A 26,000-nucleotide genomic window follows, 5' to 3' on the forward strand; every position below is an offset into this window, starting at 1 on the left:
GTAGGGGGCCTTCAGCACCATGAGCGTTGTCACCAACACGACCACGATCGGCGCGATCAACGCACCGAGCAGGCGTAACACCGAACTGATGATGATGGTCTTCGCCATCGCCATCTCGGTCTTCGCCTACGCCAACGTGGGTCTCGCCATGAACGGCAAGCTCCCCTCCGGCATGTTCGGTTACGGGGCGGGGCTCATCCTGCTCGGCGGCGTGGCCCACCTCGTGGTGCGCAAGTTCGCCCCCTACGCGGACCCGCTGCTGCTTCCGCTGGCCACCCTGCTCAACGGCCTCGGGCTGGTGCTGATCTGGCGGCTGGACCAGTCGCCGCGGCTGATCCGGCGGGCGGAGATCGGCTACGGGGCGTTCAGCCCCGATGCCCCCAAGCAGTTGTTGTACTCGGCGATCGGTGTCGCTCTCTTCGTCGCTGTGCTGATGGTCCTCAAGGACCACCGCATCCTGCAGCGTTACACGTACATCTCCATGGCCGCGGCCCTGGTCCTGCTGGTCCTGCCGATCTTCTTCCCCTCGGTGAACGGCGCGAAGATCTGGATCAGCCTCGGCCCGTTCTCCATCCAGCCGGGTGAGTTCGCCAAGATCCTGATCGCGATCTTCTTCTCCGGCTACCTCATGGTCAAAAGAGACGCGCTGGCCCTCGCCAGTCGCCGTTTCATGGGCCTGTATCTGCCGCGAGGCCGCGACCTCGGGCCGATCATCACCATCTGGGCCCTGTCGATCCTGATCCTGGTCTTCGAGACCGACCTCGGTACATCGCTGCTGTTCTTCGGCCTCTTCGTGATCATGCTGTACGTCGCCACCGAGCGGACCAGCTGGATCGTCTTCGGCCTGCTGATGTCAGCTGCCGGCGCGGTCGGCGTGGCTTCGTTCGAGCGCCACGTACAGTCGCGAGTGACCGCCTGGAAGGACCCCTTCGCCTGCTACACGACCGACCTGAGCGGCGCCTGCGAACAGATCTCCAACGCGATCATGTCCTTCGGTTCCGGTGGCACGCTGGGCTCCGGCTGGGGCCAGGGCCACTCCGACCTGATCGGCTTCGCCGCCAACGCCGACTTCATCCTCTCCACCGTCGGTGAAGAGCTCGGCCTCGCCGGGATGATGGCCGTCCTGCTGATCTACGGCCTGATCGTCGAGCGCGGCATCCGCACGGCACTCGCCGCCCGCGACCCGTTCGGCAAGCTCCTGGCCGCCGGCCTCTCCGGCGCCTTCGCCATCCAGGTCTTCGTGGTGGCCGGCGGCGTCATGGGCCTGATCCCCCTGAGCGGTATGACCATGCCGTTCCTCGCCTACGGCGGCTCCTCGGTCCTGGCCAACTGGGCCCTGATCGCCATCCTCATCCGCATCAGCGACACCGCCCGGCGCCCCGCACCCGCCCCCGCACCTTCCACCGACGCCGAGATGACCCAGGTGGTCCGACCGTGAACAAGCCCCTGCGCCGGATCGCGATCTTCTGTGGCGTGCTCATCTTCGCCCTGCTCGCGCGCACCAACTACTTGCAGTACGTGCAGGCCGACGAGCTCAACACCCGCAAGGAGAACCGCCGCGTACGCATCGAGCGGTACGCCCACGAGCGCGGCAACATCATCGTGGACGGCGGCAAGTCCATCACCGGCTCCAAGGAGACCGAGGACAGCGACTTCAAGTACAAGCGGGTCTGGAAGGACGGCCCCATGTGGGCCCCCGTCACCGGCTACTCCTCGCAGGCCTTCGGCGCCACTCAGCTGGAGAGCATCGAGGACGGCATCCTCACCGGCAACGACGACCAGCTCTTCTTCAACCGCACCATGTCGATGTTCACCGGCGACGAGGAGCAGGGCGGCAACATCGTCACCACGCTCAACAGCGCCGCCCAGACAGCTGCCTTCAAGGGCCTCGGCAACAAGAAGGGCGCCGTCGCCGCGCTCGACCCGCAGACCGGCGCCATCCTGGCCCTCGCCAGCACCCCCTCGTACGACCCCTCGACCTTCGCGGGCAACGAAGAGGCCGACACAAAGGCCTGGCAGGCGTTGCTGAAGGACAAGGACAAGCCCATGATCAACCGGGCGCTGCGCGAGACCTACCCGCCCGGTTCGACGTTCAAGGTCGTCACCGCGGCCGCCGCCCTGGAGAACGGGCTCTACACGGACATCGACGCGGACACGGATTCGCCGCTGCCGTGGCGCCTCCCGCAGTCGAGCAAGGACCTGGACAACGAGGGCCCCATCCCCTGCAAGAACGCTTCCCTCCGCGAGGCGTTGCGTTACTCCTGCAACACCGTCTTCGGCAAGATCAGCGATGACCTGGGCAACCAGAAGATGATCGACGAGGCCGACAAGTTCGGCTTCAACAAGGAGATCTTCACGCCGGTCCGGTCCAACGCCAGCGTGTACCCCGAGGACAACCGGCCGCAGAACGCCATGGCGGGTATCGGCCAGGCGTCCAACCGCGCCACCCCGCTCCAGATGGCCATGGTCGCCTCCGCCGTCGCCAACGACGGCAAGCTGATGCAGCCCTACATGGTTGCCCAGCGGCAGACGCCCGACCTGGACGTCATCTACAACCACGAGAAGGAGGAGTTCAGCCGCCCTCTCTCGGCCGAGAACGCCCAGAAGCTCCAGGAGATGATGGAGACGGTCGTCAAGACCGGCACCGGCACGACCGCGCAGATCCCGGGTGTCACGGTCGGCGGTAAGACGGGTACCGCTCAGCACGGCCTGAACAACGCCGAGAAGCCGTACGCCTGGTTCATCTCGTACGCCAAGACCGACAGCGGTTCCCCGGTGGCCGTCGCCGTAGTGGTCGAGGACAGCCACGCCGACCGCGAAGCCATCTCCGGCGGCGGTCTCGCCGCTCCCATCGCGAAAGCGGTCATGAAGGCAGTCATCGACAGCAAGAAGTGACACCGCCGGAAGTGACACCGCTCACACTTGGCCGCGAATACGCACCTGTGGATACCGGTCGGATATCAGGTATCCCCTGTGGGCCGATCAGCTGATGCGGGGCCGGTAGCGTATGCGCGAACAGCACACCGCCGGACCGCACACCGGTGCGGTCAGGACTGACGGAGAGGGCTGGAACAGTTATGGAAGAGCCGCGTCGCCTCGGCGGCCGGTACGAGCTGGGCTCGGTGCTCGGCCGTGGTGGCATGGCCGAGGTCTACCTCGCCCACGACACCCGGCTCGGCCGCACCGTCGCTGTGAAGACGCTCCGGGCGGACCTCGCCCGCGACCCGTCCTTCCAGGCCCGGTTCCGCCGTGAGGCCCAGTCCGCCGCCTCGCTCAACCATCCCGCGATCGTCGCGGTGTACGACACCGGCGAGGACTACGTCGACGGGGTCTCCATCCCGTACATCGTCATGGAGTACGTCGACGGGTCGACGCTCAGAGAGCTGCTGCACTCGGGCCGTCGGCTGCTGCCCGAGCGCACGCTCGAAATGACCGTCGGCATCCTCCAGGCGCTGGAGTACTCGCACCGCGCGGGCATCGTCCACCGGGACATCAAGCCGGCGAACGTCATGCTGACCCGGACCGGACAGGTCAAGGTCATGGACTTCGGCATCGCCCGTGCCATGGGCGACTCCGGTATGACGATGACCCAGACCGCGGCCGTCATCGGCACCGCCCAGTACCTCTCGCCCGAGCAGGCCAAGGGCGAGCAGGTCGACGCGCGGTCCGACCTGTACTCGACCGGCTGTCTGCTGTACGAGCTGCTGACGGTCCGGCCGCCGTTCATCGGGGATTCCCCGGTCGCGGTTGCCTACCAGCATGTGCGGGAAGAGCCTCAGCCGCCCAGCAGCTTCGACCCCGAGATCACGCCCGAGATGGACGCGATCGTGCTGAAGGCCCTCACCAAGGACCCCGACTACCGCTACCAGTCGGCCGACGAGATGCGCGCCGACATCGAGGCCTGCCTCGACGGCCAGCCGGTCGCCGCCACCGCGGCGATGGGCGCGGCCGGTTACGGCGGTTACGGCGGCGGCTACGACAACGACCAGCCCACCGCCGCCCTGCGGCCGGCGGACCAGAGCGGCGACCGCACGTCGATGCTGCCGCCGGTCAACCCGGACGACGGCGGCTACGGCTACGACGACCGCCCCGACCGTCGCCGGCAGAAGAAGAGCAACACCTCGACCATCCTGCTGGTCATCGCGGGCATCCTGGTGCTGATCGGCGCGATCCTCATCGGCAAGGCGGTCTTCGGCGGCGACGGCGGCGACAAGGGCGCCTTCGACGTACCCAACCTGGTCGGCATCAGCGTCCAGGACGCGAAGAAGCTCGCGGCCAACGCCAACGTCGTGCTGGAGGTCGGTCCGGAGGAAGAGTGCAAGGACCAGCCGAAGGACAAGATCTGCCGCCAGACGCCGACCGCCGACAAGCAGATGCAGGAGAAGGAGACCATCACGGTCTTCGTCTCCAGTGGTCCGCCGAAGGTCGACGTCCCGGACGTCACGGAGAAGTCCGAGTCCAGCGCCCGCGAGATGCTGGAGAAGAAGGGCTTCACGGTCAGCGTCACCTCGGTCGAGTCCGACCAGGCCGAGCCCAACACGGTCCTGGAGCAGTCCCCGAAGGGTGACACCAAGGCCGAGGAGAACTCCGAGGTCAAGCTGACGGTCGCCACGGAGAAGCTGATCACCGTGCCCGACGTGAGCACCCGCTCGTACGACGAAGCGGTGAACCAGCTGAAGGGGCTCGGCTTCACGAACATCGGCAAGTCCGAGGTCGACGACGAGGAGCACCCCGCAGGTCAGGTCGTCGGCCAGACACCCGAAGCCAACCAGAAGGTCGGCAAGGACACCGCGATCATCCTCAAGGTCTCCAAGGGCCCGACCCAGCCGGAGCAGGTGACCATCCCGGGTGACCTCCTCAACAAGAGCTACCAGGAGGCGAAGGACCAGCTGGGAGGCATGGGACTGGTCGTCGTGCTCGGGCCCGGATCGGTCGACAAGCCGGACGCCAAGGTGGTCATGAGCAATCCGACCCCCAACAGCCAGGTGGACAAGGGCAGCACGGTCACCCTGAACACCATCGACCCCGGAGGCAACATCTTCGGCGGGCCGAACGGTGGGCGGGGCCACTGACCCGCCCCGCTCCCGGCACAGGCAGAGGGCCCCGGTCACCGCATCGCGCGGTGACCGGGGCCCTCTGCCGTACGCCCCTGTGCCCGTCTCAGCGCAGCTCGGCCGGCTTCGTGCGTTCCCCGTCGACCTTCTCCGTACGCACCAGCTCACCCCACACGATGTAGCGGTACTTCGACGTGAAGACCGGGGTACAGGTCGTGAGCGTGATGTAGCGGCCGGCCTTCTTCGCGCCCGAGCCCTTCGGGACGGGCCCCAGCACGTCGACGTTGTACTTCGATGTCTCCGGCAGCTCGTTGAAGACCTTGTAGACGTACCAGGTGTCCTTCGTCTCGAAGACGATCGCGTCCCCGGTCCGCACCTTGTCGATGTTGTGGAACTTCGCCCCGTGCCCGTCCCGGTGGGCGGCAAGCGTGAAGTTGCCCTCCTTGTCGGAAGGGAGCGCCGATTTCACCGGATCGGTGTAATAACCGGCGACACCGTCGTTGAGGGTCTCGGTGTCGGTGCCCTTCTTGACGAGCACCTCGCCGTTCTTCATCGACGGGACGTGGAGGAAGCCGATGCCGTCCTTCGTATCCAGCGCGCCGGGACCGTCGGCCCAGTGGCCGCGGACCGTGTCGCCCTGCTTGGTGGCCTCGCGGTCGGCGAGGACGTTCGTCCACCACAGGGAGTAGACGACGAAGAGACCGAGCACCAGACCTGCGGTGATGAGGAGTTCGCCGAAGACACTGACGGCGGTCGCGAAGGGATGACGGCCCCGGGTCCGCGCCGGTGGTGCGGACTCCTCGGTCTGCTCCTGGTCCTCGGTCCTCGCTGTCACCGCACCGCCCCTGTCGTCATGATGTCCAGCCCGTTCAGCCCACGAGCACGTCGGGCTTCCCCTTGCTGCGCGGCCGTTCGTCGACCATCTTGCCCCAGACGATCAAACGGTACGTACTCGTGAATTCGGGCGTACACGTCGTCAACGTGATGTACCGGCCGGGCTTGGTGAAGCCGGACTGCGGCGGCACCGGCCCGATCACGGACACGTTGGACGGCGAGGTCTGCGACAGCACGCTCGTCATCTCGTACGTGTAGTACGCGTCCTGTGTCTCGACCACGATCGGGTCGCCGGGGCTCAGCCGGTTGATGTAGCGGAACGGCTCGCCGTGCGTGTTGCGGTGGCCGGCCAGGGCGAAGTTGCCCTGCTTGTCCTCGGGCATCGCCGTGCGCAGCGGTTCCTCGCTGTAGTGCCCGACCATGCCCCGGTCGAGAACCTTGTCCTTGCTGGTGCCCTCGGCGATCGGGGTGACGACGTCGAGCTTCGGGATGTGGATGATGGCGAAGCCCTGGCCCGGTTCGAACGCCTCCGGTTTGCCGGCGCCCTTGGCCCAGCCGTCCTGGATCTTGTGGGTCTCCTTGCCGGCGATCTGGTCGGCCCTCACGTTCGTCCACCACAGCTGGTAGGTGACGAAGAGCAGCATCAGGACGCCCAGTGTGATGAACAGCTCGCCGACGCCCCGGCTGATGACGACCGCCGGGCTGTCCTTGGCCGCCTTGGCCGCCCGGCGCGCCTCCATGCGGGTCATGGGCTTCGCCGGGGCACCGTCCGTACCGGCGGCCCCGGGCCCCGGAGGCGGTGCGGAGCGCCGCCGTCCGCGCCCCTTGGCCGCGCGCCTGCGCTCGGCCCGGCCACCGGTCGCCGGTGCGGGAGATGCTGCGGACACGGGCGGTACGCCGTAGCGCTCGCCGGGCTCCTCCGCGCTCTCGTGCTCGTCGTCCCCGGACAGCGGCTCCGGCTCCCGCGGGGCCTCATCGGCCGGGTCTATTCGCCGGAGGACCTCGGTGCGCGGCTCGACGTTCTCGTCGGCCGGCAGCGCCGGCTCGGCCGGGGCCTGCGGCACGGGCTCCTGGTGGCCGTACCAGTCCCGTTCGTACCCCTCGGGGTCATACCACTCGGGCGGGGCCTGCTGCGGGCTCTGGGGCCCGTGTGGGGACTGCTGCCGGTGCGGTACGGCCGTCGGCCCGTGGTGTCCCGGCAGCGGATCGTTCAGCGGGTCCGCCAGCCCGTCGACCGCCGCCTCGAAGGCGCCCGCGCCCTCGTACGCCTGCGGATCGTGCGGGTCGTCCTGCCGCCCGGCCCCGGCCGCGTGGCGGGGTGGGGTCACGCGACGGCCTTGCCCACCACCGGAGCGAGCCCCGCCGACCTCTCGACGGCTCCGGTGTCACCGCAGCACACCAGCCAGTTGGCCAGCATCAGATGGCCGTGCTCGGTCAGCACCGACTCCGGATGGAACTGCACGCCTTCGACGGCCAGCTCCCGGTGGCGCAGGCCCATGATGATGCCGTCGGCCGTCCGCGCGGTGACCTCCAGCTCGTCGGGGACCGTGTCCGGTTCGGCGGCGAGCGAGTGGTAGCGGGTCGCGGTGAACGGCGAGGGCAGACCGGCGAACACGCCCGCACCCTCGTGGATCACCGGGGACGTCTTGCCGTGCAGCAGCTCGGGGGCGCGGCCGACGACACCGCCGTACGCCACCGCCATCGACTGCATCCCCAGGCAGACGCCGAACACCGGGACGCCGGTCGCCGCGCAGTGCCGCACCATGTCGACGCAGACGCCCGCGTGCTCCGGGGTGCCGGGTCCGGGTGAGAGCAGGACGCCGTCGAAGCCGTCCTGGGCGTGCGCCGTGGTCACCTGGTCGTTGCGCAGCACCTCGCACTCGGCACCGAGCTGGTAGAGGTACTGGACGAGGTTGAAGACGAAGCTGTCGTAGTTGTCGACGACCAGGATGCGGGCGCTCATCGGCCGGCCCCCGTGGCCGCGCTCGCGCCGTCGACCGTCACGTCACCGAACGGAAGCAGCGGCTCCGCCCACGGGAAGACGTACTGGAACAGCACGTAGACGACCGCCAGGGCGAGCACGAGCGAAATGAGTCCACGCACCCACGTGTTGCCCGGCAGATGCCGCCAGATCCAGCCGTACATCCTGACCCCTTCATTCGGTACGGGACCAGAGTAGAGCCTGCCCGGCGGCTCAGCCGTGGAATGCCATGGGTCAGCCGCGCAGTGCCGCCGGCCTGCCGTCGGTCACGGGCTGGGTGGCGTCCAGGTGCGCCCAGGCGATCAGCCGGTGGCTGCTGCCCCACTCGGGGTCGCAGGTCGTCAGCGTCAGATAGCGGCCGGGCCCGTCGAAACCGGACTTGCGCGGGACGGGGTCGATGACCCCGGTGTCGCTCGGCACGGTCCGGTACGGCTTGCGGTCGATGCGGTACGTGAACCACGTCGTCCCGTCCGTCACCAGCACCGCGTCACCGGGGCGCAGCTCGGGGAAGTCCTTGAAGGGGTCGCCGTACGTGCGGCGGTGCCCGGCCACCGCGAAGTTGCCCGTCGCGCCGGCGCGGGCGGTTCCCCGGTAGTGCCCGAGGCCCTTCTGCAACGTCTTGACCTCGGTGTTCTCCAGGACCGGCCACTCCCAGCCCTTGCCGAAGCGGGGGATGTAGAGCATCGCGAACGGCTTGCCGTCGCGGTACGCCTCGGGGGCCGGAGCGGGCGCCTGGTTCGCGGGCGTCCCGGTCGCGGGTGCGGTGACCGTGCCCCGTGCCCACTGGTTCTCCAGGGCGTCGATCTGGCCCTCGGTCGCACCGGCGGCCTTCACTCCGGTCCAGAACAGGAGGTAGACGACGAAGAGGATGATCAGGGCGCCCGCGGTGACGCACAGCTCGCTGAACGTCCTGACGACGATTCGCACCGACACCGGCCGGCCTCCCCGCGGCTGCTCGTTACTCCACCGGCTCCGCATAGTGCAGATCCACTGTGCCCGAATAGCCGGGAAGAGTCACCGCCCGGTGCTCGTCGACTTTCCAGCCGAGCCCGTAAGCCTTCACGTACAGCAGGTAGTTCTGAATCGCCGGCGAGGCGTCGAGCGCCTTCCTGAGCGCACCGGGATCGCCCACGGCGGTGATCTTGTACGGGGGTGAGTAGACCCTGCCCTGGAGGATCAGGGTGTTGCCGACGCAGCGCACGGCGCTGGTGGAGATCAGCCGCTGGTCCATGACCTTGATGCCCTGGGCACCCCCTTCCCACAGCGCGTTGACGACCGCTTGCAGGTCCTGCTGGTGGATGACCAGGTCGTTGGGCTGCGGGTCGGGGTAACCGGGGCTCGCGGTGGCGTTCGGCGGGGCGTCGTTGAGCGTGACGGCCAGGGCCCGGCCGGAGAGCTCGGTGGTGCCGGCGGCCCGCTCCAGCTCCTTGAGCCGGGCGGCCTCCGCCTTGGTGCTGCCGTTGTCGCGCTGGGCGAGGCTGTCGATGTCCCCGCGCACCGAGGAGGTGGACTCCTCCAGGTCCGCGTTCTTCTCGCTGCGCTGCTGGATGAGGTCGGAGAGCTTCAGCAGGGAGGCGTCGGTGCGGATATTGGTGCCCTTGGCCGTATTGGCACTGGTCACGAAGATAAGGCCGGCAAGAGCGAAAACGGCAGCCGTGAGCACTCTGACCGGGTGCCGGAACGTGCGCCGGACCGGCCCTGGGGGAGAGTCGGCAGAATTGCTCAACGTACCCTTATCTCCTTCGGTGCCACGGAAGCACTACGCTAACGGACGCCCGGGGGAGGCAGCATTCCCCCTCGCGCCCCGCCCCGGCGCCAGCCACAGTTCCCTGCGCGGTCACGCAGCGCATCGACAGGAGAGTCCCTCGTGCCGAAGTCACGTATCCGCAAGAAGGCCGACTTCACGCCGCCCCCGGCGAAGCAGACGACCAACATAAAGCTGACCAACCGCAGCTGGGTGGCGCCCGTGATGCTGGCGCTCTTCCTCATCGGTCTGGCCTGGATCGTTGTTTTCTATGTGACCGACGGCGACCTGCCGATCAAGTCACTGGGGAACTGGAACATCGTCGTCGGCTTCGGCTTCATCGCCGGCGGCTTCGGCGTCTCCACCCAGTGGAAGTAGCCCGCGCGACCGCGTAGCGACGCACGTCGCCCCCGGCTCCCACAACCCCTGCCCTGAGTTACCCACAGCGTTATCCACAGGCAGGGGAAAAGGTCAGACGATCTGTGGATAACTCCCAGGCCATTGACGCCGGTGTGACTGCGCCGCCCCTGCCGTGGGGCGCAACGCCCCTTGTCCCTGCTGGAAAAACCCAGCTCAGCGACAAGGGGCACAGTTGTACCCGCACTATGCACAAGATCTGGATCATCTGTGGAACCCTGTGGACAACTTCGGTCACAAACGGTCCACACCTGGTCTGCGGGCGGTGCGGAGACGCCCTCTACGTCAGAGCTGCTGTTCTGAGCGCCACGATCAGGATCACCACCACAAGGGTCGCGGCACAGGTCCCGAACTGCACGAGATTGCGCCGCTCACGCGGGGCGTGCACCATGCCGATCCCGATCAGCACCCCCGCGACCAGCCCGCCGACATGCGCCTGCCAGGCGATCCCGCCCCACGGGTTGAAGGTGATGACCAGGTTGAGCGCCAGGATCATGAAGACCGGACGCATGTCGTAGTTCAGCCGGCGCATCAGGACGACCGTCGCGCCCAGCAGGCCGAAGATGGCGCCCGAGGCCCCCAGCGAGAGCTGGTTCGGCGCCGCGAGCCAGTACGTCAGGGCGCCGCCCGCCAGCCCCGAGAGCAGATAGAGCGCGAGATAGCGGACACGGCCGAGCACCGCTTCGAGCGGGCCGCCCAGCCACCACAGACCCAGCATGTTGAAAGCGATGTGCCACACCTCCTGGTGCAGGAACATCGACGTCACCAGCCGGTACCACTGGCCCTCGGCGACGCCCTCCGGCGGCCCGCCGAAGTAGACGTTGGCCCGGCCGAGCAGCACCAGCTCATCGAGCAGCGAGCCGTCCGCCAGCACCGCCACGAACACCGCGAGGTTGAGGCCCAGCAGGATCTTGGTCACCAGCCGGGGGTCGGCCGCGACCGGGCCGCCGGCGAGCGTGCGCGGCCGGGCGGCGGACGCCCCGTGCCCCGTACCGGAGCCCTGGCGGACGCAGTCCGGGCACTGGAAGCCGACCGAGGCGCTGACCATGCAGTCCGGGCAGATGGGGCGGTTGCAGCGGGTGCACCGGATCGCCGTCTCCCGGTCCGGGTGGCGGTAGCAGCAGGCCGGGCCCCCGTCGGGCGGGGGTGGTCCGGGCACGCCCGGCGGCTGCTGGTCCATCGGTCCCATGACTTCCCGGTCCCCTCGGTCCTCGTCGTCGTCCTCGTCGTCCCGGTGACGCGCACGACACCGCCCCGCGCATCCGTTCTGCCATGAGATACGGACGGGCGGGGCGGTTGGTTCCCGAACGTGAAATCGGAGAGTGATCGAATCGTGACGAAAAGCGATCAGCGCTTCTCGACGGTGACCGATTCGATGACCACGTCCTGCACCGGACGGTCGGTGCGCGGGTTGGTCGGGGCGGCCGCGATGGCGTCGACGACCTGCCGGCTCGCCGGACCGTCCACCTCGCCGAAGATGGTGTGCTTGCCGGTCAGCCACGACGTCGTCGAGACCGTGACGAAGAACTGCGAGCCGTTGGTACCGGGACCGGCGTTGGCCATGGCCAGCAGATAGGGCTTGGTGAACGCGAGGTCGGGGTGGAACTCGTCGGCGAACTCGTAGCCCGGCCCGCCGGTCCCGTTGCCCAGCGGGTCGCCGCCCTGAACCATGAAGCCGCTGATCACACGGTGGAAGACGGTGCCGTCGTACAGCCGGTCCGTGGACTTGGCCCCGGTCGCGGGGTGGGTCCACTCACGCTCCCCGGTGGCGAGCTCGACGAAGTTCCTGACCGTCTTGGGCGCGTGGTTCGGCAGGAGCCGGATCACGATGTCGCCTTGGTTGGTCTTCAAGGTGGCGTAAAGCTCCTCGGCCACGATCTGCCTTCCGTAAGTCTGTGCGTCCGCTGTGCGCGTCGGTCCGGAGAGCGTCGGCCCCCCGGCGAATGCCACCCCCCTGCGGCCGGGCGGCTCCGACGTACCGATCCTTGCACGGGCCACCGGCACCGTGTCCGATCCGGACGCCGGGGACTTCCCGCGCCGCCCCGGCGCGAAACGTGCCGCCAAGTGCGTGACGATCCGGCGCGGGCCGGACCGAACCGTGGCATTGTCATCGGAAGGCTCCCCTTGCACCGCATTGCCCGAGAGCATCCTCGATCGACCGAATGACCCGGATGCCCGCCCCACGTGCCGCACCGGCCCCATGCAGGCATGATCTCGAACTGGGTGGAAAGGCGGAGTACCTACCCGCCACCAAGGAGGAGGATCCCGTGACCCGCATCGACAGCGTGCGCGCCGCAACCGACTCGGCGAAGGACAGCGTGCAGCACGCCGCGGTAGTGGTGGCGCCCTACGCCGACTCGGCCAAGGAGCAGGCCGTTCACTATGCGCACGAGGCCCGCACGCTGCTCGCGCCGAAGGTGTCGAAGGCAGCCAAGCAGGCCCGTGTCCAGTACGGCGCGCACGTCGCCCCCCGCATCGAGCTCGCCCGCGCACACGTCCCCCCGAAGGTCGACGAAGTCGCCCAGCGCACCGCGCTGCGCACCCGCCAGGCCGCCAAGAGCGCCGCGGACTACACCGCCCCGCGCATCGAGAGCGCCAGGGCAGCCGCCCAGCCGGTCGCCGAGGAGGCCACGGCCCGCAGCGCCGCCGCCCTGGCCGCCCTGCGCAGCCAGGTCACGGCGAAGCAGATCCAGAAGCTGGCCCGAAAGCACGAGCGGCGGGCCAAGTGCGGCAAGGCGTTCAAGGGGGTGGCCGTGACGGGCCTCCTCGCCGGCGCCGCGTACGCCGTGTGGCGCTGGTGGGACAAGCAGGCCAACCCCGAGTGGCTGGTGGAGCCGCCGGCCCCCACCGAGGTCGACGACCGCGCCCCGCTGTCCTCCGTCGACGGCAGCCCGAACGCCTCGACGCTCCTGGACCCCGAGGTGGAGGCCAAGCAGGCCGACGCCGAGGCGGGCGAGGACGGCCCGGACACCACGGGCGGCACGGACCCGGACGGCCGCCCCTGACCCCCGCCGACGGCACGACCCACGCAAAGAGGCCCCCCGACCCGCGTATGCGCAGGTCGGGGGGCCTCCTTCGATGTGGAGCCTAGGAGATTCGAACTCCTGACATCTGCCTTGCAAAGGCAGCGCTCTACCAACTGAGCTAAGGCCCCGACAGCAGGCAGACCACGACGCCTCGACGTCCTGGTCACCGCCGCAGAACAGAGTACCGGCTCACCCCCGGAATCCTGCAAAAAAACAGGGACTCCCCGTCCGCGACCACGCTCCGTAAGATGCTGGTCCAGGTTCGCAGCAGCGAAGCCGATGCGAAGGGGAGACGCAATGGATGCAGCGCAGCAAGAGGCCACGGCCAGAGCCAGAGACCTTCAGCGCAGTTGGTACGGAGAGCCGTTGGGGGCGCTCTTCCGCCGGCTGATCGACGATCTCGGCCTGAACCAGGCGCGGCTCGCGGCGTCACTCGGACTGTCCGCTCCGATGCTCTCCCAGCTCATGAGCGGTCAGCGCGCGAAGATCGGCAACCCGGCTGTCGTACAGCGCGTCCAGGCACTCCAGGAGCTGGCCGGCCAGGTGGCCGACGGCAGCGTCAGCGCGGGCGAGGCGACGGCCCGCATGGAGGAGATCAAGAAGTCCCAGGGCGGCTCGGTCCTCTCGGGCACCGGACAGACGACCACGAGCGGCGGAGCACCCACCGTGCGGCGGGTGGTCCGGGAGATCCAGTCACTGCTGCGCTCCGTCTCGGCCGCCGGTGACATCATCGATGCTGCGGACTCCCTCGCCCCGACGCACCCGGAACTGGCAGAGTTCCTCCGGGTGTACGGCGCGGGGCGTACCGCGGAAGCGGTGGCGCACTACGAGAGCCACCAGAACTAGGAACCTTTTCGGTCAGGCCGAAACAGGAACGGGGAGCGAGCGCAGCGCCATGGGTGAGGTCTTCGCCGGACGGTACGAACTGGTCGATCCGATCGGACGCGGTGGGGTCGGTGCCGTCTGGCGCGCCTGGGACCACCGGCGCCGCCGCTATGTGGCGGCCAAGGTCCTCCAGCAGAGCGACGCGCACACGCTGCTCCGCTTCGTCCGCGAGCAGGCGCTGCGTATCGAGCATCCGCACGTCCTCGCGCCCGCGAGCTGGGCCGCCGACGACGACAAGGTCCTGTTCACCATGGACCTCGTCAGCGGCGGCTCGCTGGCCCATGTCATCGGCGACTACGGGCCGTTGCCCCCTCGGTTCGTCTGCACCCTGCTCGACCAGCTGTTGTCCGGTCTTTCGACGGTGCACGCCGAGGGGGTCGTGCACCGGGACATCAAGCCGGCGAACATCCTGATGGAGGCCACCGGTACGGGCCGGCCCCATCTGCGGGTGTCCGACTTCGGCATCTCCATGCGCAAGGGCGAGCCCCGTCTCACCGAGACGAACTACGTCGTGGGGACGCTGGGTTATTTCGCGCCCGAGCAGATGATGGGGGCGGAGCCGGACTTCCCCGCGGACCTCTTCGCGGTCGGCCTGGTCGCCCTCTATCTGCTCCAGGGCAAGAAGCCCGACTCCCAGGCGCTGATCGAGCACTTCGCGTCGCACGGCACCCCCAGCGCCCCCGACGGCGTCCCGGAGCCGCTGTGGCAGGTCATCGCGGGGCTGCTGCAACCCGACCCGCAGGACCGTTTCCGTACGGCCACGGGCGCGCGCAAGGCCCTGACCGCCGCCGTCGAGATGCTGCCCGAGCCCTCGCCGCACGAGGAGCCGGTGGAGGTCTTCGACCAGATCGGCCCGCTGCCGGAGGGCTTCGGGCCCGACGGACCCCTGCCGCCCGGCGGTACGGCCGCCCAGCAGACGGCAGGTCATCCGACAACCGGCGGGCAGACCGCGTACCGGCCGGCCCCGGACCCCCAGCCCTCGGGCCGGCAGCCTTCCCAGCAGACCCCGGTCCACCCGGCCCCGGTCCACCCGGCCTCGGGACCTCAGCCCGTCGTGCCGCAGCAGCCGTACCCGTCCGCTCCCGCATCCATGTCCGAGACGGGCAGCTTTCACCTCCCGCCCCCCGAGTTCGCCGCCCCCGCGCCGCAGGCACCGCACCTCAACGCGCAGGCGGCCCCCTACCCGTACGCCGCCGCACCCGACCCGGCGCCCGCCCCTGCTGCCCCCGGGCCGCACGACCAGGCGTACACCCGCCCGTACACCGCTCCGCAGCCGGGGGCCGCAGCCCAGCAGCCCTTGGGGTCCACGCCCGCCCCACACACGCGTCCGGGACCGTCCCCGAAGGTGGCGGTCCCGGTCCTGCTGGTGGCGCTGATCTGTTTCGCGGTGGGCATCTGGGCGCTGACCCAGGCCTGAGGGCGGCCGCCCCCGGGCCCGGCTACCAGGCCTGGGGCGGGCCTCCGTACGGGTACTGCCCGCCGCCCGTGGGCGCGGCCGGCACGGCGGCCGCGCGGCGCCGCGCGATCAGCATCCAGGCACCGATCCAGAGCACCAGCACGGCACCGGCGCCGATCCCGGCCGCCGCGACCAGCTTCATCGTGCTGCTCCGGCTCTCGCTCCGCGCGGCCTGCGCGCCGTTCTGGCCCTTCCGTGCCATGTCCTTGTCGCCCTGCGTGACGCCGAAGATCCCGGCGTCACCCGTGTACGGCGAATCAACGGCCTTCCCCGTCACGTTGATCTGAAGCGTCAGCGCGATCGGCTTGTCGCCGTACGCCTTCGCGACCTCCGGGCTCAGCGAGACGGAGAGGTAGTACCAGCCGGCGAACCGCATGGCACTCACGTTGTCGCTGGAGTCGAACCTGTTCCGGTACGCGACCGGGGGCAGCGGATCGAGGGAGACGGACGTCGGCTTTCCCGCGTACGACATGGGCGACACATTGTCGACGTGCCCGATCGCGGGATTGTCCAGGGACATCGCGAGCGCGCTGCTGACGTACTGGCCCTTGCCGGTGGTGCTGTTGCTCAGGCCGGCCGTGGCGAACACCTGCTGCCCCCAGTCCACCGGAACCCGGTAGAAGAGGGTCTGGCCGGGCTCGATCCGGTCCTTCCACTCCCCGGTCTGCAGGCTCGTCGCGTCGTAGTAACCGGCGCCCCCGTGCCTGGTGTTGTCGTCCGCGGCAGTGGGCGGCAGCGGTGAGGCGGACGGCCAGGCCGACGGTGCCTCGGTCGGCGCCGACGACGCCTGGGCGAGCTTCGGCTCGGAGGCGTAGCGCAGCTCCAGGTCCCAGTCCCCCTGGCCGGAGGTCGCCTTGGTCTCCCGCTCGACGAGGACGTAGTACGTACCGGCCTCCTGGCAGCTGGTGTTTTCCTTGTCCACCCGCCGGGAGGCATAGGCGGCGATCGGGCGCGGGTACTGCGCGGACCCGAAGAGCGCGTCACCCGAGCTGCACTGGTCGTCCGAGCTGTCCCGGACGCTCACCGTGATGCCGTCCCCGTAGGCCACCTTGCCCGCGTCCCTGGGCACGACGACGGCCGAGACGTAGGCGTTCGTCTTCGCGTCCAGGTTCAGCCGGTAGTACAGCTTCTGGCCGGCCTTGATCGAGCTCTTGTAGACCGAGCCGCTCGTCAGTTCCGTCGCGTCGGCGTTGACCTCCACGCCGCTGACCGCCTTGGCGTCCGGATCGAAGGTGTACGTACCGGGGCCGTCCGCCGCGTACGCCTGCCCCGGCAGCGCCGCCACGGCGAACACCGCCGCCACCACCGCCAGCGCCCCCCGCACTCTGCTGCGCTGCCTCATCACGCGCTTCCCCTCGTCATCCCGGCGGCTGCCCTGCGGCGACCGCGTACATATACGAACACGGCCAGCACCGCGGCCATGGCGGCGGCCCCCGCGCCCGCGGCCGCAACGACGGCCCATCCTGCCTCTCCCGCACCTTCACTGTCTGCGGAGGCGGCCGAATCGCCCGCCTTGTCCGCACCGGCGTCCTTCTTGCCGTCGCCGCTGCCGGGCTTCCCCGCCACCGCGGGGGCGTCGTGGCCGGGCCCGGTGCGTTCCTCGCCCAGGACCGCCACCCGCAGCACCACCCCGATCTCGGGGTTCTCCGCGATCTCCGCGGCATGCGCGCCCAGCGTCACCGAGATGTAGAAGTCGCCCCCGCTGTGCACCGGCTGGACCTCCGCCCGGTTCTCGTAGCGATTGGTCCAGGCGACCGGGACGCCGCTCATGCGCACCGCGGCGGGCCTGCCGTTGTACAGCGTGCTCCCGCTGAACTCACCACCCCCGCCGAGCGGGAAGCGGGCCGGCGTGTAGAGCCGGCTCGCGCCGTAGGAGTACGTGCTGCCGGTACGGTCCACCGTGGGCTCGTTCGCGAACTCCACGTCGTACACCACCTGCTGGCCCCAGCCCGCCGGGACCTTGTACCAGAGCGTCTGGGACGGCAGGACGCGGTCGCGCCACACGCCCCGGCCGAGCTCCCGGGCGTCGTTGAAGCCGGTCCCGCCCCGCACGTCGCGCGGATCGCCCGTGGGCAGCGTGGCGTCCTTGCCACCCTCGCCGTACTCGGTCTGCGACTGGGCGGGCGTCACCCCCTCCGCCAGCGGCTCTTCGGCCCCGTACACCAGCTCCAGGGGCCAACGGGCCGCGTCGGAGCCCTTCTTGCTCGCGCGCTCCACCACGAGCCAGTACCGGCCCGCACGGTCGCAGGTGCGGCTGCCGCCGTCCGAGCGGATGCGGGCGACGGCGGCCGTCAGCGGCGTCGCCCCCTCCTTCTGGGAGAAGCGCTCGGTGTTCGACTCGCAGTACCCGTGGTCGGCGTGCTCGATCCTGGCGGTCAACGCGTCGAACGTGTCGACGGCCGCCCCCGGCTGCGGTACGGCCGTCGCGGCGAAGTCCGCCGTGGACGCGTCGTCCAGGTCGACCGCGTAGTACCGCTTCTCGCCGGGCCCGATGGTGTCCAGGTACTGCCCCGGCACCAGTACGGGTGCCCGGTCGGCCGTGGCCGCGCCCTCCACCCGACGCCCCTTCAGCCGGTAGCCGTCCGCGGAGAGCTGGGCGGCGCGCTGAAGCTGCCGGGCCAGGGCGTCGGCGTCCGGAGCGTCGTAGTAGCGGCCGTTGCCCGCGTGCGCGATGCACTCCAGCTGCTCGCGGGCCGCGCCCTTCACCTGGAAGCCGACGGCGTCGATCCGCAGCCCGACGCCCTCCTTGCCGAGCTGTTCGGCGACCTCGCAGGGCTGCGGGGCACCGCAGTTGTCCTCGCCGTCCGAGATCAGCAGGATCGTGCGCGTGCCGATGGCTCCGTCCGCCTGCTTCGGCAGGTCCTGCGCCGCCTTGCGCAGCGAGAGACCGATAGGGGTGTCGCCCCGGGGGGTCACCCCCTCGACCGCCCGCTTCACGGCATCGCGGTCGAGCTTCTGCACCGGCCGCACGAGCCGGGTGTCCGTGCAGCCGCGCGGCTGGTCGGCGCCGTACACGCGCAGACCGGTCGGATACCCGTCCGGGAGCCCGTCCACCACTGTGGAGACAGCCGCGCGGGCGCTCTCCATCCGGGTGTGGCCGGTGCCGTCGTCGTCCCCCATGGAGCCGGAGGAGTCGAGCACCATCACCAGGCTGCTGTTGCCACCGGACTCCGCGGCAGCCGGTGCGGCAGGGGCGTCCGCCGGGCCGGCCAGGGCCGGCAGCGCCCCCGCGACCAGGGCGAACAGCGCCCCGCCGATCAGTGTCCCCGCCCGCGCACCGCGGCGGCGATGGCCTGCCCTCACTCGTGTCCCCCTCGACCGAAATCCCGTTCTCTTTGCTCAAGCAAGCTATTGATTTGCTTGAGTGAACTCAAGAGCACAGGTGTCACGGTCCCGCAACAGCACGAAGCCCCGGCCGCGTCGGCGGCCGGGGCTCGTAGCAGGCTGTTCCGTCTCAGACACCCGAACCTGCGGGCACGGAGTCGGTCGCCTCCGTCCACAGATCCTGCTCGGCGCGATCCGCCTGGATCTGGCGGTACACGAGGAGCCCGCCGATGGCGGCCAGTGCGACCAGGAGAAGCTTCTTCACCGCGCGACCTCGTCTTTCGTTGGCGTAGGGGACTTCTGCCGCCCGACTATACACACCGGCCGATATCGACCGGTGACCTCCCCGCAACCCAATTGGCGCCTGTGGAAGTGCGGTCGGCGCGCGGCTGTGCGTACCCGGCGAACGACCACTGGACACCCCGCGCACCCCGCCCGCCGGGACCCGATCGAAGCCGGTTGAACCATACGAGTGGTGTTCATCTGAAGATCGGCGCATGGGCGGCGTCGGTCCACGAAATCGCGGGCCGGATCCACATCATCGGAAAGGTAAGCAAACCGGACCACCTGAAAGTGAGGGGCCATGAGCACCTTCAAGGCCAAGAGCATCTGGACCGCCTTCATCACCGCGTTCTTCGCCCTCCTCGCGTCGCTGGGCCTCGCAGGCTCCACCGCCGCCGCCACGGAAGCCACGGCCACGGAGCCGGCGGCCACGACCCACGAACACACGGGTGCCGCCCGCGCAACCGCACCCGCTCCTTCGGTGCGATGGACCCTTCCGCGTGACCGGGCACTCCCGCCCACGATGAAGCAGCGCATCCGCGCCGAGGCCCACGGCTCCTCACCCGCGACCCGGCACCTGTCCAGTGACACCAAGGACGCCGCGAACACCACCAGCACCGCTCGCACCTCCCACGGTGCCCCGGCCGGAGACGCGTCCCTCCTCCCACCCTGAGAGCGCCCCACCTGATCCCCTGAGCCCCCGGCCCGGTACCCACCGGACGGGGGCTTTCCCGTGCGCCCCGCACCCCATGCGCCCCGCACCCCCACGCACCCGGACGGGACAGCACGGAACGCGTCAGAGGCGTAAGCACAGCAGGAAGGGGGAAGGCCGGCCGGGCCCGTTCCACGCGTACAGAGGACTGCCGCACGCAACCACCCACAGGCCGCGACTCCCAGGCCACCGAAGCCACCCAGGCACCCAGGCAGACCGCATCGCACGCCACCACCGGGGCCATGCACCAGCGCATACGCACCCGCACACGCAGAAGGCCCGGTTCCTCCGAAGAGGAACCGGGCCTTCTGTTGTCACTGTGGGGCTAACAGGATTTGAACCTGTGGCCTCATCCTTATCAGGTCGATCACATTGACCTGTTGCCGCTACCAGCTGGCTGGCTCACCTGGCGGGACTGGCCGTTGCGGTTCGTTCCGATCCGCCCGTGTGCGGCGCTGTTGGTGTCAGCCATTGATGTCGGGTTTCAGAACCGGCTTGACAGGGCTACTTGTCAGCCGTCTCCCGTATGTTCGTCGATGAGGATGTTGAGCGCAGCTGCCTCGTCCGCGAGGTCTCGCAGCTCCTGTGTCTCTGCGGGCAAGCTCTCACCACGGAGGTAGGCACCGAGACAGTGGCTCGCATCATCGAGCGCTATCCAGAGGGGATGGCCTTCCGCGCTGTGGAGCACGTGCCAGAGCCACATGATCGATGTCGCCTGGTCCAACCGCCGGCGCAGTTCCTTTGAGGCGAGGACCAGGGCTGCACTGTCGATTGTGTGAATGAGGGCGAACAGTTCGTCGGGGCCACCCGTCTGCTCCCTGCCGGACAGGCTTGACTTCAAGTGATGCACTGAAGTGAGGGCGTGTCTGACCTCCCGAGCCGCCTCCTCCTCTCGCGCTGCCAACCGGCCTACCTGCTGATCACGGCGGGCTTGCTGTTGGCCCCACCGACTAATACCGACAGAGCCGACCAACCCCAATATGACTCCGAAGAGTCCATACAGCCCATCTGACAAGACGTCCCCCTAAATCGCGGCCTATCGGTGCCCTTCATGCTGACAGACCACCCCCACCCACCACTCGCCTAGCTCCCATCCCGTCCGCCTTCGACCCACACTCCGTGGAGCGGTCGTGGTTCAGGGCGTCAAGGTGGAGCGCGCCACTGTACGAACGACCTTGACGCCCTGGGCCGCGACTGCTCGGCTCTGCCTGGGTCGAAGGTGGTCGGGATGGGAGCCCCACGACGCTCGCCCTACTCCGGCCGGCACTCGCGAACGGCGCTCCTCCCATCCCGGAGTCTGAGCGCCCCCGCCGGAGGCATCCTCTTGAAGCCGCGGGTTTGGTTCTCGTCTCATGCCCTCGGGCCTACACAGCGGGCGCGCGTCGGCGGCGGCAGCGCCGAGCGGGCCGAAGGCAGGAGCGCGGGCGCAGCCAGAGCCGGGAAGCGCGCCCGGCGGAGCGGAGCGCAGCCGGGTGCCTTGATGAGGTAGAGAAACCTGTAACGTCCCGGAGCTAGCTGGCGGGCCAGACGTAGCACTTGGCGGGGATCTGCTGACCGTCTCCGAATTGGTGCGTGGCTCCGCCGATGAACTGCCAGCCCAAGCGTTCGTAGAGGCGGATGGCTGCCTCGTCCTTCTCCATCACGTCGAGCACAAGGCGTAGGCCGTTCTCCTCGGCGTAGTCCATGGCTGCGCGCATGAGGCTTTCGCCCACTGCGTGCTTCCGCGCACTTCGCACGACGAACAGCCGGGCCAGAACGCCGATGCGGGCTTCGTCTTCTCCGCTCTGCTGCTGCCAGAGGGCGACAGCCTTCTCCCCCTCCGCCTTCATGATCGCGATATGCCCCACCACACCGTCCCGGCGAGCTACCCACGCCTTCACGACTCCCGGCGGAGTGATCCACGCCTCGGGGTCACCCACCCCCTCAACCGGATAGCCATCCGTCGAGTGGACTTCGACCAGGGCTGCCGCAGCTCCGGGAACGTCGGCATCTTCGATCGGGCGAATGGTGGTGTCAGCCACGCGAGTCCTCCAACGGAGCAGGGGGCTAGGAAACGGGCAGCTCGTAGAGGAGCCCGGTTTGATCGGCGCGGTGCACGTACCGGGACACCTCGAAAGGCTCCGAGTTCTGATCCAGGCTCGTGTGAAGCACTTCGAGTACGGGCACCCCTGGCAACAGGTCGAGTACCCGGGCCTCTTCGGGTGAAGGCATCCGAGCACTGATCTCGTCGCGCACCCGCGTCATCACGTGGCCCAATTCCTCCAGGCGACCGTAGATCCCGTTCGGCCCTGACTTCGCCTGCATGAGGAGAGTGCCCTCCGCCTCCTCCCAGCGCAGATAGGTGGAGACGATCTGGACCGGCTCATCGTCCGCGAAGTAGTGGTTCTCGCGGTGCACGACGCTTTCGCTGTCGGCCGGAACTTGAAGCCGCTCCGCGACGTCGGAAGGCGGTACCTCGCGGGTGATGCTCAGGACGTCGATGCGCGGAACCTTGCCCTGCTTCTTGGCTTCCAGGCGGAAGGGGGTAAGCCCGGTCTCCCGGTTCGCGATTGAGTACCGATCGCTGCCGAAGCGGAAGAGACGTTGGGGTTCCCGTACGAATACGCCTCGACCGTGCTTCGCGGTCACGAGCCCCTGTTCGGCCAAGAGGCGGATGGCTTCTCGCGCAGTGTTGCGCGCCGCTCCGTACTGCTCGGCCAAGGCTCGCTCGGACGGGAGCTTTTGGCCGGCCTCCAGCTCGCCACGCTCGATCGAGGCGCGGAGTGCGTCAGCGATTCGGCGGCTGGCTGGCTGCTGGGGGGAGCGGTCGGATGCGTTCATGAGCCGAGCATACCAACTGGCTTAAGCCAGCGTCTTGACCCATGCAGCCCTTCGTGCTCAACTGGCTTAAGCCAGTAAGTGGCTCAAGCCAGTTGGGGACGGTGTTCCTACCGCCAAGCAGACACACCGCCCCCCTGTCCCATCAGGGAGCTTCCATCATGACTGCTTCTGCTGTGGTTGTGCGTCGTTCGGTGCTGGGTCGGGCCTGCCCGGCGTGCGAGGAGACGCGGTGTGTCGATCCGGCTGAGTGCCTGTACTTCCTGACTTCTCGCCCGTGGGCGGACTGCTCGGAGTGCGCCGGGTCGGGCTGGGCCGGTGAGGACGACTGCCTGTCGGTGTTCTGCTGGGCCTGTAACGGTTCCGGCCTGGTGGAGCACACCGCCCGCTCCATCGTGCACGCCACCGTCAGCCCTCGGGCCCGCGTCCGCCACCAGGCCCACGTCGAGCGTCTGACCGCCGAGGTCTCCGAGTCCGTGGCGGTGGCCGCGTGAGCTTCCCGGACGACGCCCTGCACGCGGCTGAGTGGGCGGACGAGAGGCGTGCTGAGCAGATCGGGATGTACCTCGACGCTCACGACGTCCGCCCCTATACCCGGTTCTTCGCCGTGGTCGATGACGCGCACTACGCCGAGGAAGACGCCAAGGTGCGCGGCCTCTACCCGCCGATCGGGCACGGCTACCCGAGGGAGGACGGCCAGTGACCTCCTTCCCCGTCGACCCCTCGGCCGTGGCCGGTACCGCCGCCACCGTGGGCACCGACCCCCTGACCCTGGCGGACCTCTTACGCGTCGCCAACGCCCCCGGCTTCGACCGGTGGCAGGAGCAGGTCCGCCGGACCGGTGGCTGCTCGGACCCGATCCACCTGGAAGGCATGACCACCACCCGGGACGCCAAGTCCGGGCAGGTGCTCTACTCCTACAGCACCCAGGGCGAGCCCGGCGGACGCCTCAGGGTCGCGTGCGGGAACCGGCGGGCCTCCCGCTGCCCCTCCTGCGCCTGGACCTACGCCGGAGACACCTTCCACCTCATCCGCGCCGGGCTCACCGGCGACGTGGCCAAGGGAACGCCGGTCACGGTGCGCACGCACCCCAAGGTCTTCGCCACCCTCACCGCCCCGAGCTTCGGCCCGGTCCACAACCGGCCCACCAAAGGTGTCTGCCGATGCGGCACCGACCACCCCGAAGACTCCCCGCTCCTCGGCACCGCCCTGAACCCGGCCACGTACGACTACGCGGGGGCCGTGCTGTGGAACAACCACGCCGGAGACCTCTGGCGACGCTTCACCATCTACCTCCGCCGGGAGGTCGCCGCCCGCGCCGGCCTTTCCCAGAAAGCCGCCGCCGAGGTCTGCCGGGTCTCCTTCGGGAAGGTCGCAGAGTTCCAGAAGCGCGGCGCGGTCCACTTCCACGCCATCGTCCGACTCGACGGCCCCGACGGACCCGAGACCGCTCCCCCGGGCTGGGCCTCCGTCGCTCTGCTCACGGATGCGATTCAGGCGGCTGCCGCCCGTGCCACGGTCCCGCTCCCGGCCTCCGGTGACCATCCGGCCCGGACGCTGGCGTGGGGCACGCAGGTGGACGTACGGCCCATCGGTGCGGGCAGTGCGAATGAGGATCTGTCGGAGGAGGCGGTGGCCGCGTACGTGGCGAAGTACGCCACCAAGGCCGCCGAGACCACCGGAACGGTCGACCGCCGCATCGGGGAGCTGGGCGAGCTGGACAAGCTCCCCGACCTGCCCGACCACGCCCGCCGCCTGATCGAGGCCTGCTTCGTCCTGGACGACGCGTACCCGGACCGGATGCTGTGGCGCTGGGCCCACATGCTCGGCTTCCGGGGCCACTTCTCCACCAAGTCTCGCGCCTACTCCACCACCCTCGGCGCACTGCGCCAGGTGAGGGCCGACTACCGGGACCGGCAGGAACGCCGCGAACGGGGCCTCCCCGACCCGGACGACGCTCCGGAGGGCTCCACTCTGACCCTCGCCCACTGGACGTACGCCGGGCACGGCCACACCCCCGGTGAGTCCTGGCTCGCTGCCACGATCGCCCGCGATATCCAGACGGGCCGTACGACCGCTCGTGACGCACGCGCCGAACTCGAAGACCTTGACGGAGGTGGTTGGGATGTCTGAGGAGCTGCTGACGGTGCCTGAGGTGATGGCCTGGCTCAAGGTCGGCCGGACCACCGTCTACGACCTGATCCGTACGCGTCGCCTGCCCTCGCTGACGATCGGCTCCAGCCGCCGTATCCCGGCTGACGGTCTCCGGACGTTCCTCGCGTCCCGTCTTGAGGAGGCTGCCTGATGGCGAAGCGTCGTCCCAATGGCGGGGGCACCGTCACGAGGCGGAAGGACGGGCGCTATCAGGGCGCCGCGTACGTGACCAACACGGACGGGCACCGGGTGCGGAAGTTCGTCTACGGCTCGACGTACGACGAGGCGGCCGAGAAGCTGGGCAAGCTCCAGGAGCAGGAGCGCAACGGGGTGCCGGTGCCGTCGCGGACCTGGTCGCTCGGCGAGTGGCTGGCCTACTGGCTTGAGCACATCGTGAAGCCGAACCGGGAGCACAACACGTACGTGAAGTACGAGTCCAAGGTGCGGCTGTACCTGGCCCCCCATCTGGGCAAGAAGCCGCTGGTTCGGCTGACCCCGGCTCAGCTCCGTTCGTTCATGGCCGAGCTGAAGCGCACGGAGGTTCCGCCGGCCGCCCGCTTCGAGGTGCTGCGGGTCCTGCGGAACGCGTTGAACCGGGCCGTTCGCGAGGAGCTGCTGACCCGGAACGTGGCCGAGCTGGTGGACATGCCGAAGGTGACGAAGAAGGAGGCGAAGCCGTGGAACGCGCGGGAGGCCATCACGTTCCTTCGGTCCGCTCGGGCCCACCGGCTGTACGCGGCCTGCGTCCTCGTGCTCGTCCTCGGCCTGCGTCGCAGTGAGGTTCTGGGGCTGCGCTGGCAGGACATCGACTTCGACCAGCGTCAGTTCACGCCGCTCAAGCAGGTTCAGCGGGTGAAGGGTGTCGGCCTGGTCCTCAAGGACCTCAAGACGGAGTCGTCGCACGCCGTGCTTCCGCTGCCGGAGTTCTGCGCCCGCGCCTTGGAGGAGCGTCGGGAGCTCCAGGACCTCGAACGGCGGATCGTGGGCGAAGGCTGGAGCCAGGAGCCGGGGCAGGACCTGATCTTCTCGTCGGAGCGTGGCGGGCTGATCGACCCCGTGGGCTTCTCCCGGAGCTTCAACGCACTCGTGAAGCGGGCCGGGGTCCGCCGGATCACGGTGCGGCTCGCTCGGCACACCTGCGGCACCCTGCTGGCGTTCCTGAAGGTGCACCCCAAGGTCGCCCAAGCGATCCTCCGGCACAGCCAGATCAGCATGACGATGGACGTCTACACCCACGTGGTGGGCGACGGTGAGCGGGAGGCCGTGACGATGCTCGCGGAACTCCTGGAAGATCCACTGATCGGCTGATGTCAG

General features: G+C 69.2%; 27 protein-coding genes and 1 tRNA gene. 13 read left to right on the forward strand and 15 right to left on the reverse strand.

Annotation, left to right across the window (positions count from 1 at the left end; translation table 11 throughout):
• Positions 1 to 19: 19 nt before the first annotated feature.
• From P8A18_RS16270 to pknB, 3 genes are all read left to right on the forward strand, one after another.
• On the forward strand, positions 20 to 1,438 hold the full coding sequence (locus tag P8A18_RS16270; protein WP_306055410.1) for an FtsW/RodA/SpoVE family cell cycle protein: 1,419 nt from the start codon (positions 20 to 22) through the stop codon (positions 1,436 to 1,438).
• Positions 1,435 to 2,895, forward strand: coding sequence for a peptidoglycan D,D-transpeptidase FtsI family protein (locus P8A18_RS16275; RefSeq protein ID WP_306055412.1), 1,461 nt, complete (start codon positions 1,435 to 1,437; stop codon positions 2,893 to 2,895). Before P8A18_RS16270 ends, P8A18_RS16275 begins: the two co-directional genes overlap by 4 nt.
• 182 nt (positions 2,896 to 3,077) lie before the next feature.
• On the forward strand, positions 3,078 to 5,072 hold the full coding sequence (pknB, locus tag P8A18_RS16280) for a Stk1 family PASTA domain-containing Ser/Thr kinase (RefSeq protein ID WP_306055414.1): 1,995 nt from the start codon (positions 3,078 to 3,080) through the stop codon (positions 5,070 to 5,072).
• A gap of 88 nt (positions 5,073 to 5,160) precedes the next feature.
• On the opposite strand, the gene P8A18_RS16285 is transcribed toward pknB, so the two are convergent.
• From P8A18_RS16285 to P8A18_RS16310, 6 genes are all read right to left on the reverse strand, one after another.
• Positions 5,161 to 5,889 carry a class E sortase gene (locus tag P8A18_RS16285; RefSeq protein ID WP_306055416.1) on the reverse strand — a complete coding sequence of 243 codons (729 nt, stop codon included), beginning with the start codon at positions 5,887 to 5,889 and terminating at the stop codon, positions 5,161 to 5,163.
• A 34-nt stretch (positions 5,890 to 5,923) separates the two neighbouring features.
• Positions 5,924 to 7,216 carry a class E sortase gene (locus tag P8A18_RS16290; RefSeq protein ID WP_306055418.1) on the reverse strand — a complete coding sequence of 431 codons (1,293 nt, stop codon included), beginning with the start codon at positions 7,214 to 7,216 and terminating at the stop codon, positions 5,924 to 5,926.
• Positions 7,213 to 7,851 (reverse strand): aminodeoxychorismate/anthranilate synthase component II, encoded by a 639-nt coding sequence (locus P8A18_RS16295; RefSeq protein WP_306055421.1) that lies wholly within the window; start codon positions 7,849 to 7,851, stop codon positions 7,213 to 7,215. Before P8A18_RS16295 ends, P8A18_RS16290 begins: the two co-directional genes overlap by 4 nt.
• Positions 7,848 to 8,033 (reverse strand): hypothetical protein, encoded by a 186-nt coding sequence (locus P8A18_RS16300; RefSeq protein ID WP_306055422.1) that lies wholly within the window; start codon positions 8,031 to 8,033, stop codon positions 7,848 to 7,850. The genes P8A18_RS16295 and P8A18_RS16300 overlap by 4 nt, the downstream gene beginning before the upstream one ends.
• Positions 8,034 to 8,103: 70 nt before the next feature.
• On the reverse strand, positions 8,104 to 8,802 hold the full coding sequence (locus P8A18_RS16305) for a class E sortase (protein ID WP_306055424.1): 699 nt from the start codon (positions 8,800 to 8,802) through the stop codon (positions 8,104 to 8,106).
• A gap of 25 nt (positions 8,803 to 8,827) precedes the next feature.
• Positions 8,828 to 9,595 carry a DUF881 domain-containing protein gene (locus P8A18_RS16310; RefSeq protein ID WP_306055426.1) on the reverse strand — a complete coding sequence of 256 codons (768 nt, stop codon included), beginning with the start codon at positions 9,593 to 9,595 and terminating at the stop codon, positions 8,828 to 8,830.
• Positions 9,596 to 9,736: 141 nt separating this feature from the next.
• Here P8A18_RS16310 and crgA point away from each other — a divergent pair, with 141 nt between their 5' ends.
• Positions 9,737 to 9,991 (forward strand): cell division protein CrgA, encoded by a 255-nt coding sequence (gene crgA, locus P8A18_RS16315; protein WP_018553863.1) that lies wholly within the window; start codon positions 9,737 to 9,739, stop codon positions 9,989 to 9,991.
• A gap of 319 nt (positions 9,992 to 10,310) precedes the next feature.
• Here crgA and P8A18_RS16320 read toward each other — a convergent pair whose 3' ends face one another.
• Complete coding sequence (locus P8A18_RS16320) at positions 10,311 to 11,210, reverse strand: rhomboid family intramembrane serine protease (RefSeq protein ID WP_306060946.1); 900 nt, start codon at positions 11,208 to 11,210, stop codon at positions 10,311 to 10,313.
• 167 nt (positions 11,211 to 11,377) lie between these two features.
• Entirely contained in the window at positions 11,378 to 11,905 is a 528-nt protein-coding gene (locus P8A18_RS16325) for a peptidylprolyl isomerase (RefSeq protein ID WP_306055429.1), read from the reverse strand.
• Between the two features lie 392 nt (positions 11,906 to 12,297).
• Here P8A18_RS16325 and P8A18_RS16330 point away from each other — a divergent pair, with 392 nt between their 5' ends.
• Positions 12,298 to 13,035, forward strand: coding sequence for a DUF5324 family protein (locus P8A18_RS16330; protein ID WP_306055431.1), 738 nt, complete (start codon positions 12,298 to 12,300; stop codon positions 13,033 to 13,035).
• 76 nt (positions 13,036 to 13,111) lie between these two features.
• Here the strand turns inward: P8A18_RS16330 and P8A18_RS16335 are convergent.
• Positions 13,112 to 13,184 (reverse strand) — tRNA-Ala (locus P8A18_RS16335).
• Between the two features lie 169 nt (positions 13,185 to 13,353).
• On the opposite strand from P8A18_RS16335, the gene P8A18_RS16340 reads away from it, so the two are divergent.
• Complete coding sequence (locus tag P8A18_RS16340; protein WP_026250033.1) at positions 13,354 to 13,902, forward strand: DNA-binding protein; 549 nt, start codon at positions 13,354 to 13,356, stop codon at positions 13,900 to 13,902.
• A gap of 49 nt (positions 13,903 to 13,951) precedes the next feature.
• Positions 13,952 to 15,358 (forward strand): serine/threonine protein kinase, encoded by a 1,407-nt coding sequence (locus P8A18_RS16345; RefSeq protein WP_306055433.1) that lies wholly within the window; start codon positions 13,952 to 13,954, stop codon positions 15,356 to 15,358.
• Positions 15,359 to 15,380: 22 nt separating this feature from the next.
• On the opposite strand, the gene P8A18_RS16350 is transcribed toward P8A18_RS16345, so the two are convergent.
• The 3 genes from P8A18_RS16350 to P8A18_RS16360 all read right to left on the reverse strand — a co-directional run bounded on the left by P8A18_RS16350 (position 15,381) and on the right by P8A18_RS16360 (position 18,986).
• Entirely contained in the window at positions 15,381 to 16,739 is a 1,359-nt protein-coding gene (locus P8A18_RS16350; RefSeq protein WP_306055435.1) for a hypothetical protein, read from the reverse strand.
• Complete coding sequence (locus P8A18_RS16355) at positions 16,739 to 18,700, reverse strand: vWA domain-containing protein (RefSeq protein WP_306055437.1); 1,962 nt, start codon at positions 18,698 to 18,700, stop codon at positions 16,739 to 16,741. Before P8A18_RS16355 ends, P8A18_RS16350 begins: the two co-directional genes overlap by 1 nt.
• Positions 18,701 to 18,851: 151 nt before the next feature.
• Entirely contained in the window at positions 18,852 to 18,986 is a 135-nt protein-coding gene (locus tag P8A18_RS16360; RefSeq protein ID WP_003958712.1) for a DLW-39 family protein, read from the reverse strand.
• A gap of 318 nt (positions 18,987 to 19,304) precedes the next feature.
• Here P8A18_RS16360 and P8A18_RS16365 point away from each other — a divergent pair, with 318 nt between their 5' ends.
• Complete coding sequence (locus P8A18_RS16365) at positions 19,305 to 19,676, forward strand: DUF6344 domain-containing protein (RefSeq protein WP_306055439.1); 372 nt, start codon at positions 19,305 to 19,307, stop codon at positions 19,674 to 19,676.
• Between the two features lie 550 nt (positions 19,677 to 20,226).
• Here the strand turns inward: P8A18_RS16365 and P8A18_RS16370 are convergent.
• From P8A18_RS16370 to P8A18_RS16380, 3 genes are all read right to left on the reverse strand, one after another.
• Complete coding sequence (locus P8A18_RS16370) at positions 20,227 to 20,556, reverse strand: hypothetical protein (RefSeq protein ID WP_306055441.1); 330 nt, start codon at positions 20,554 to 20,556, stop codon at positions 20,227 to 20,229.
• Positions 20,557 to 21,226: 670 nt separating this feature from the next.
• Positions 21,227 to 21,736, reverse strand: a complete 510-nt coding sequence (locus tag P8A18_RS16375; RefSeq protein ID WP_306055442.1) for a GNAT family N-acetyltransferase — start codon at positions 21,734 to 21,736, stop codon at positions 21,227 to 21,229.
• Positions 21,737 to 21,761: 25 nt separating this feature from the next.
• Positions 21,762 to 22,535 carry a GntR family transcriptional regulator gene (locus P8A18_RS16380; protein WP_306055444.1) on the reverse strand — a complete coding sequence of 258 codons (774 nt, stop codon included), beginning with the start codon at positions 22,533 to 22,535 and terminating at the stop codon, positions 21,762 to 21,764.
• 158 nt (positions 22,536 to 22,693) lie between these two features.
• Between P8A18_RS16380 and P8A18_RS16385 the strand changes: the two genes are divergently transcribed.
• Genes P8A18_RS16385 through P8A18_RS16405 form a run of 5 tightly spaced genes read left to right on the forward strand, consistent with a single transcriptional unit; the run spans position 22,694 to position 25,994 of the window.
• Complete coding sequence (locus P8A18_RS16385) at positions 22,694 to 23,026, forward strand: hypothetical protein (protein WP_306055446.1); 333 nt, start codon at positions 22,694 to 22,696, stop codon at positions 23,024 to 23,026.
• Positions 23,023 to 23,235, forward strand: coding sequence for a hypothetical protein (locus tag P8A18_RS16390; RefSeq protein ID WP_109878547.1), 213 nt, complete (start codon positions 23,023 to 23,025; stop codon positions 23,233 to 23,235). The genes P8A18_RS16385 and P8A18_RS16390 overlap by 4 nt, the downstream gene beginning before the upstream one ends.
• On the forward strand, positions 23,232 to 24,665 hold the full coding sequence (gene repSA / locus P8A18_RS16395; RefSeq protein ID WP_371933679.1) for a replication initiator protein RepSA: 1,434 nt from the start codon (positions 23,232 to 23,234) through the stop codon (positions 24,663 to 24,665). Before P8A18_RS16390 ends, repSA begins: the two co-directional genes overlap by 4 nt.
• A complete protein-coding gene (locus tag P8A18_RS16400; protein WP_306055449.1) occupies positions 24,658 to 24,837 on the forward strand; it encodes a helix-turn-helix domain-containing protein in 180 nt (59 codons plus the stop codon). The genes repSA and P8A18_RS16400 overlap by 8 nt, the downstream gene beginning before the upstream one ends.
• Positions 24,837 to 25,994: a tyrosine-type recombinase/integrase gene (locus tag P8A18_RS16405; RefSeq protein WP_306055451.1), complete on the forward strand. Its 1,158-nt coding sequence runs from the start codon at positions 24,837 to 24,839 to the stop codon at positions 25,992 to 25,994. Before P8A18_RS16400 ends, P8A18_RS16405 begins: the two co-directional genes overlap by 1 nt.
• The last annotated feature ends 6 nt before the right edge of the window (positions 25,995 to 26,000 follow it).

It is taken from the genome of Streptomyces sp. Mut1 (assembly GCF_030719295.1).
In the GTDB taxonomy this organism is placed as follows: Bacteria; Actinomycetota; Actinomycetes; order Streptomycetales; family Streptomycetaceae; genus Streptomyces; species Streptomyces castrisilvae.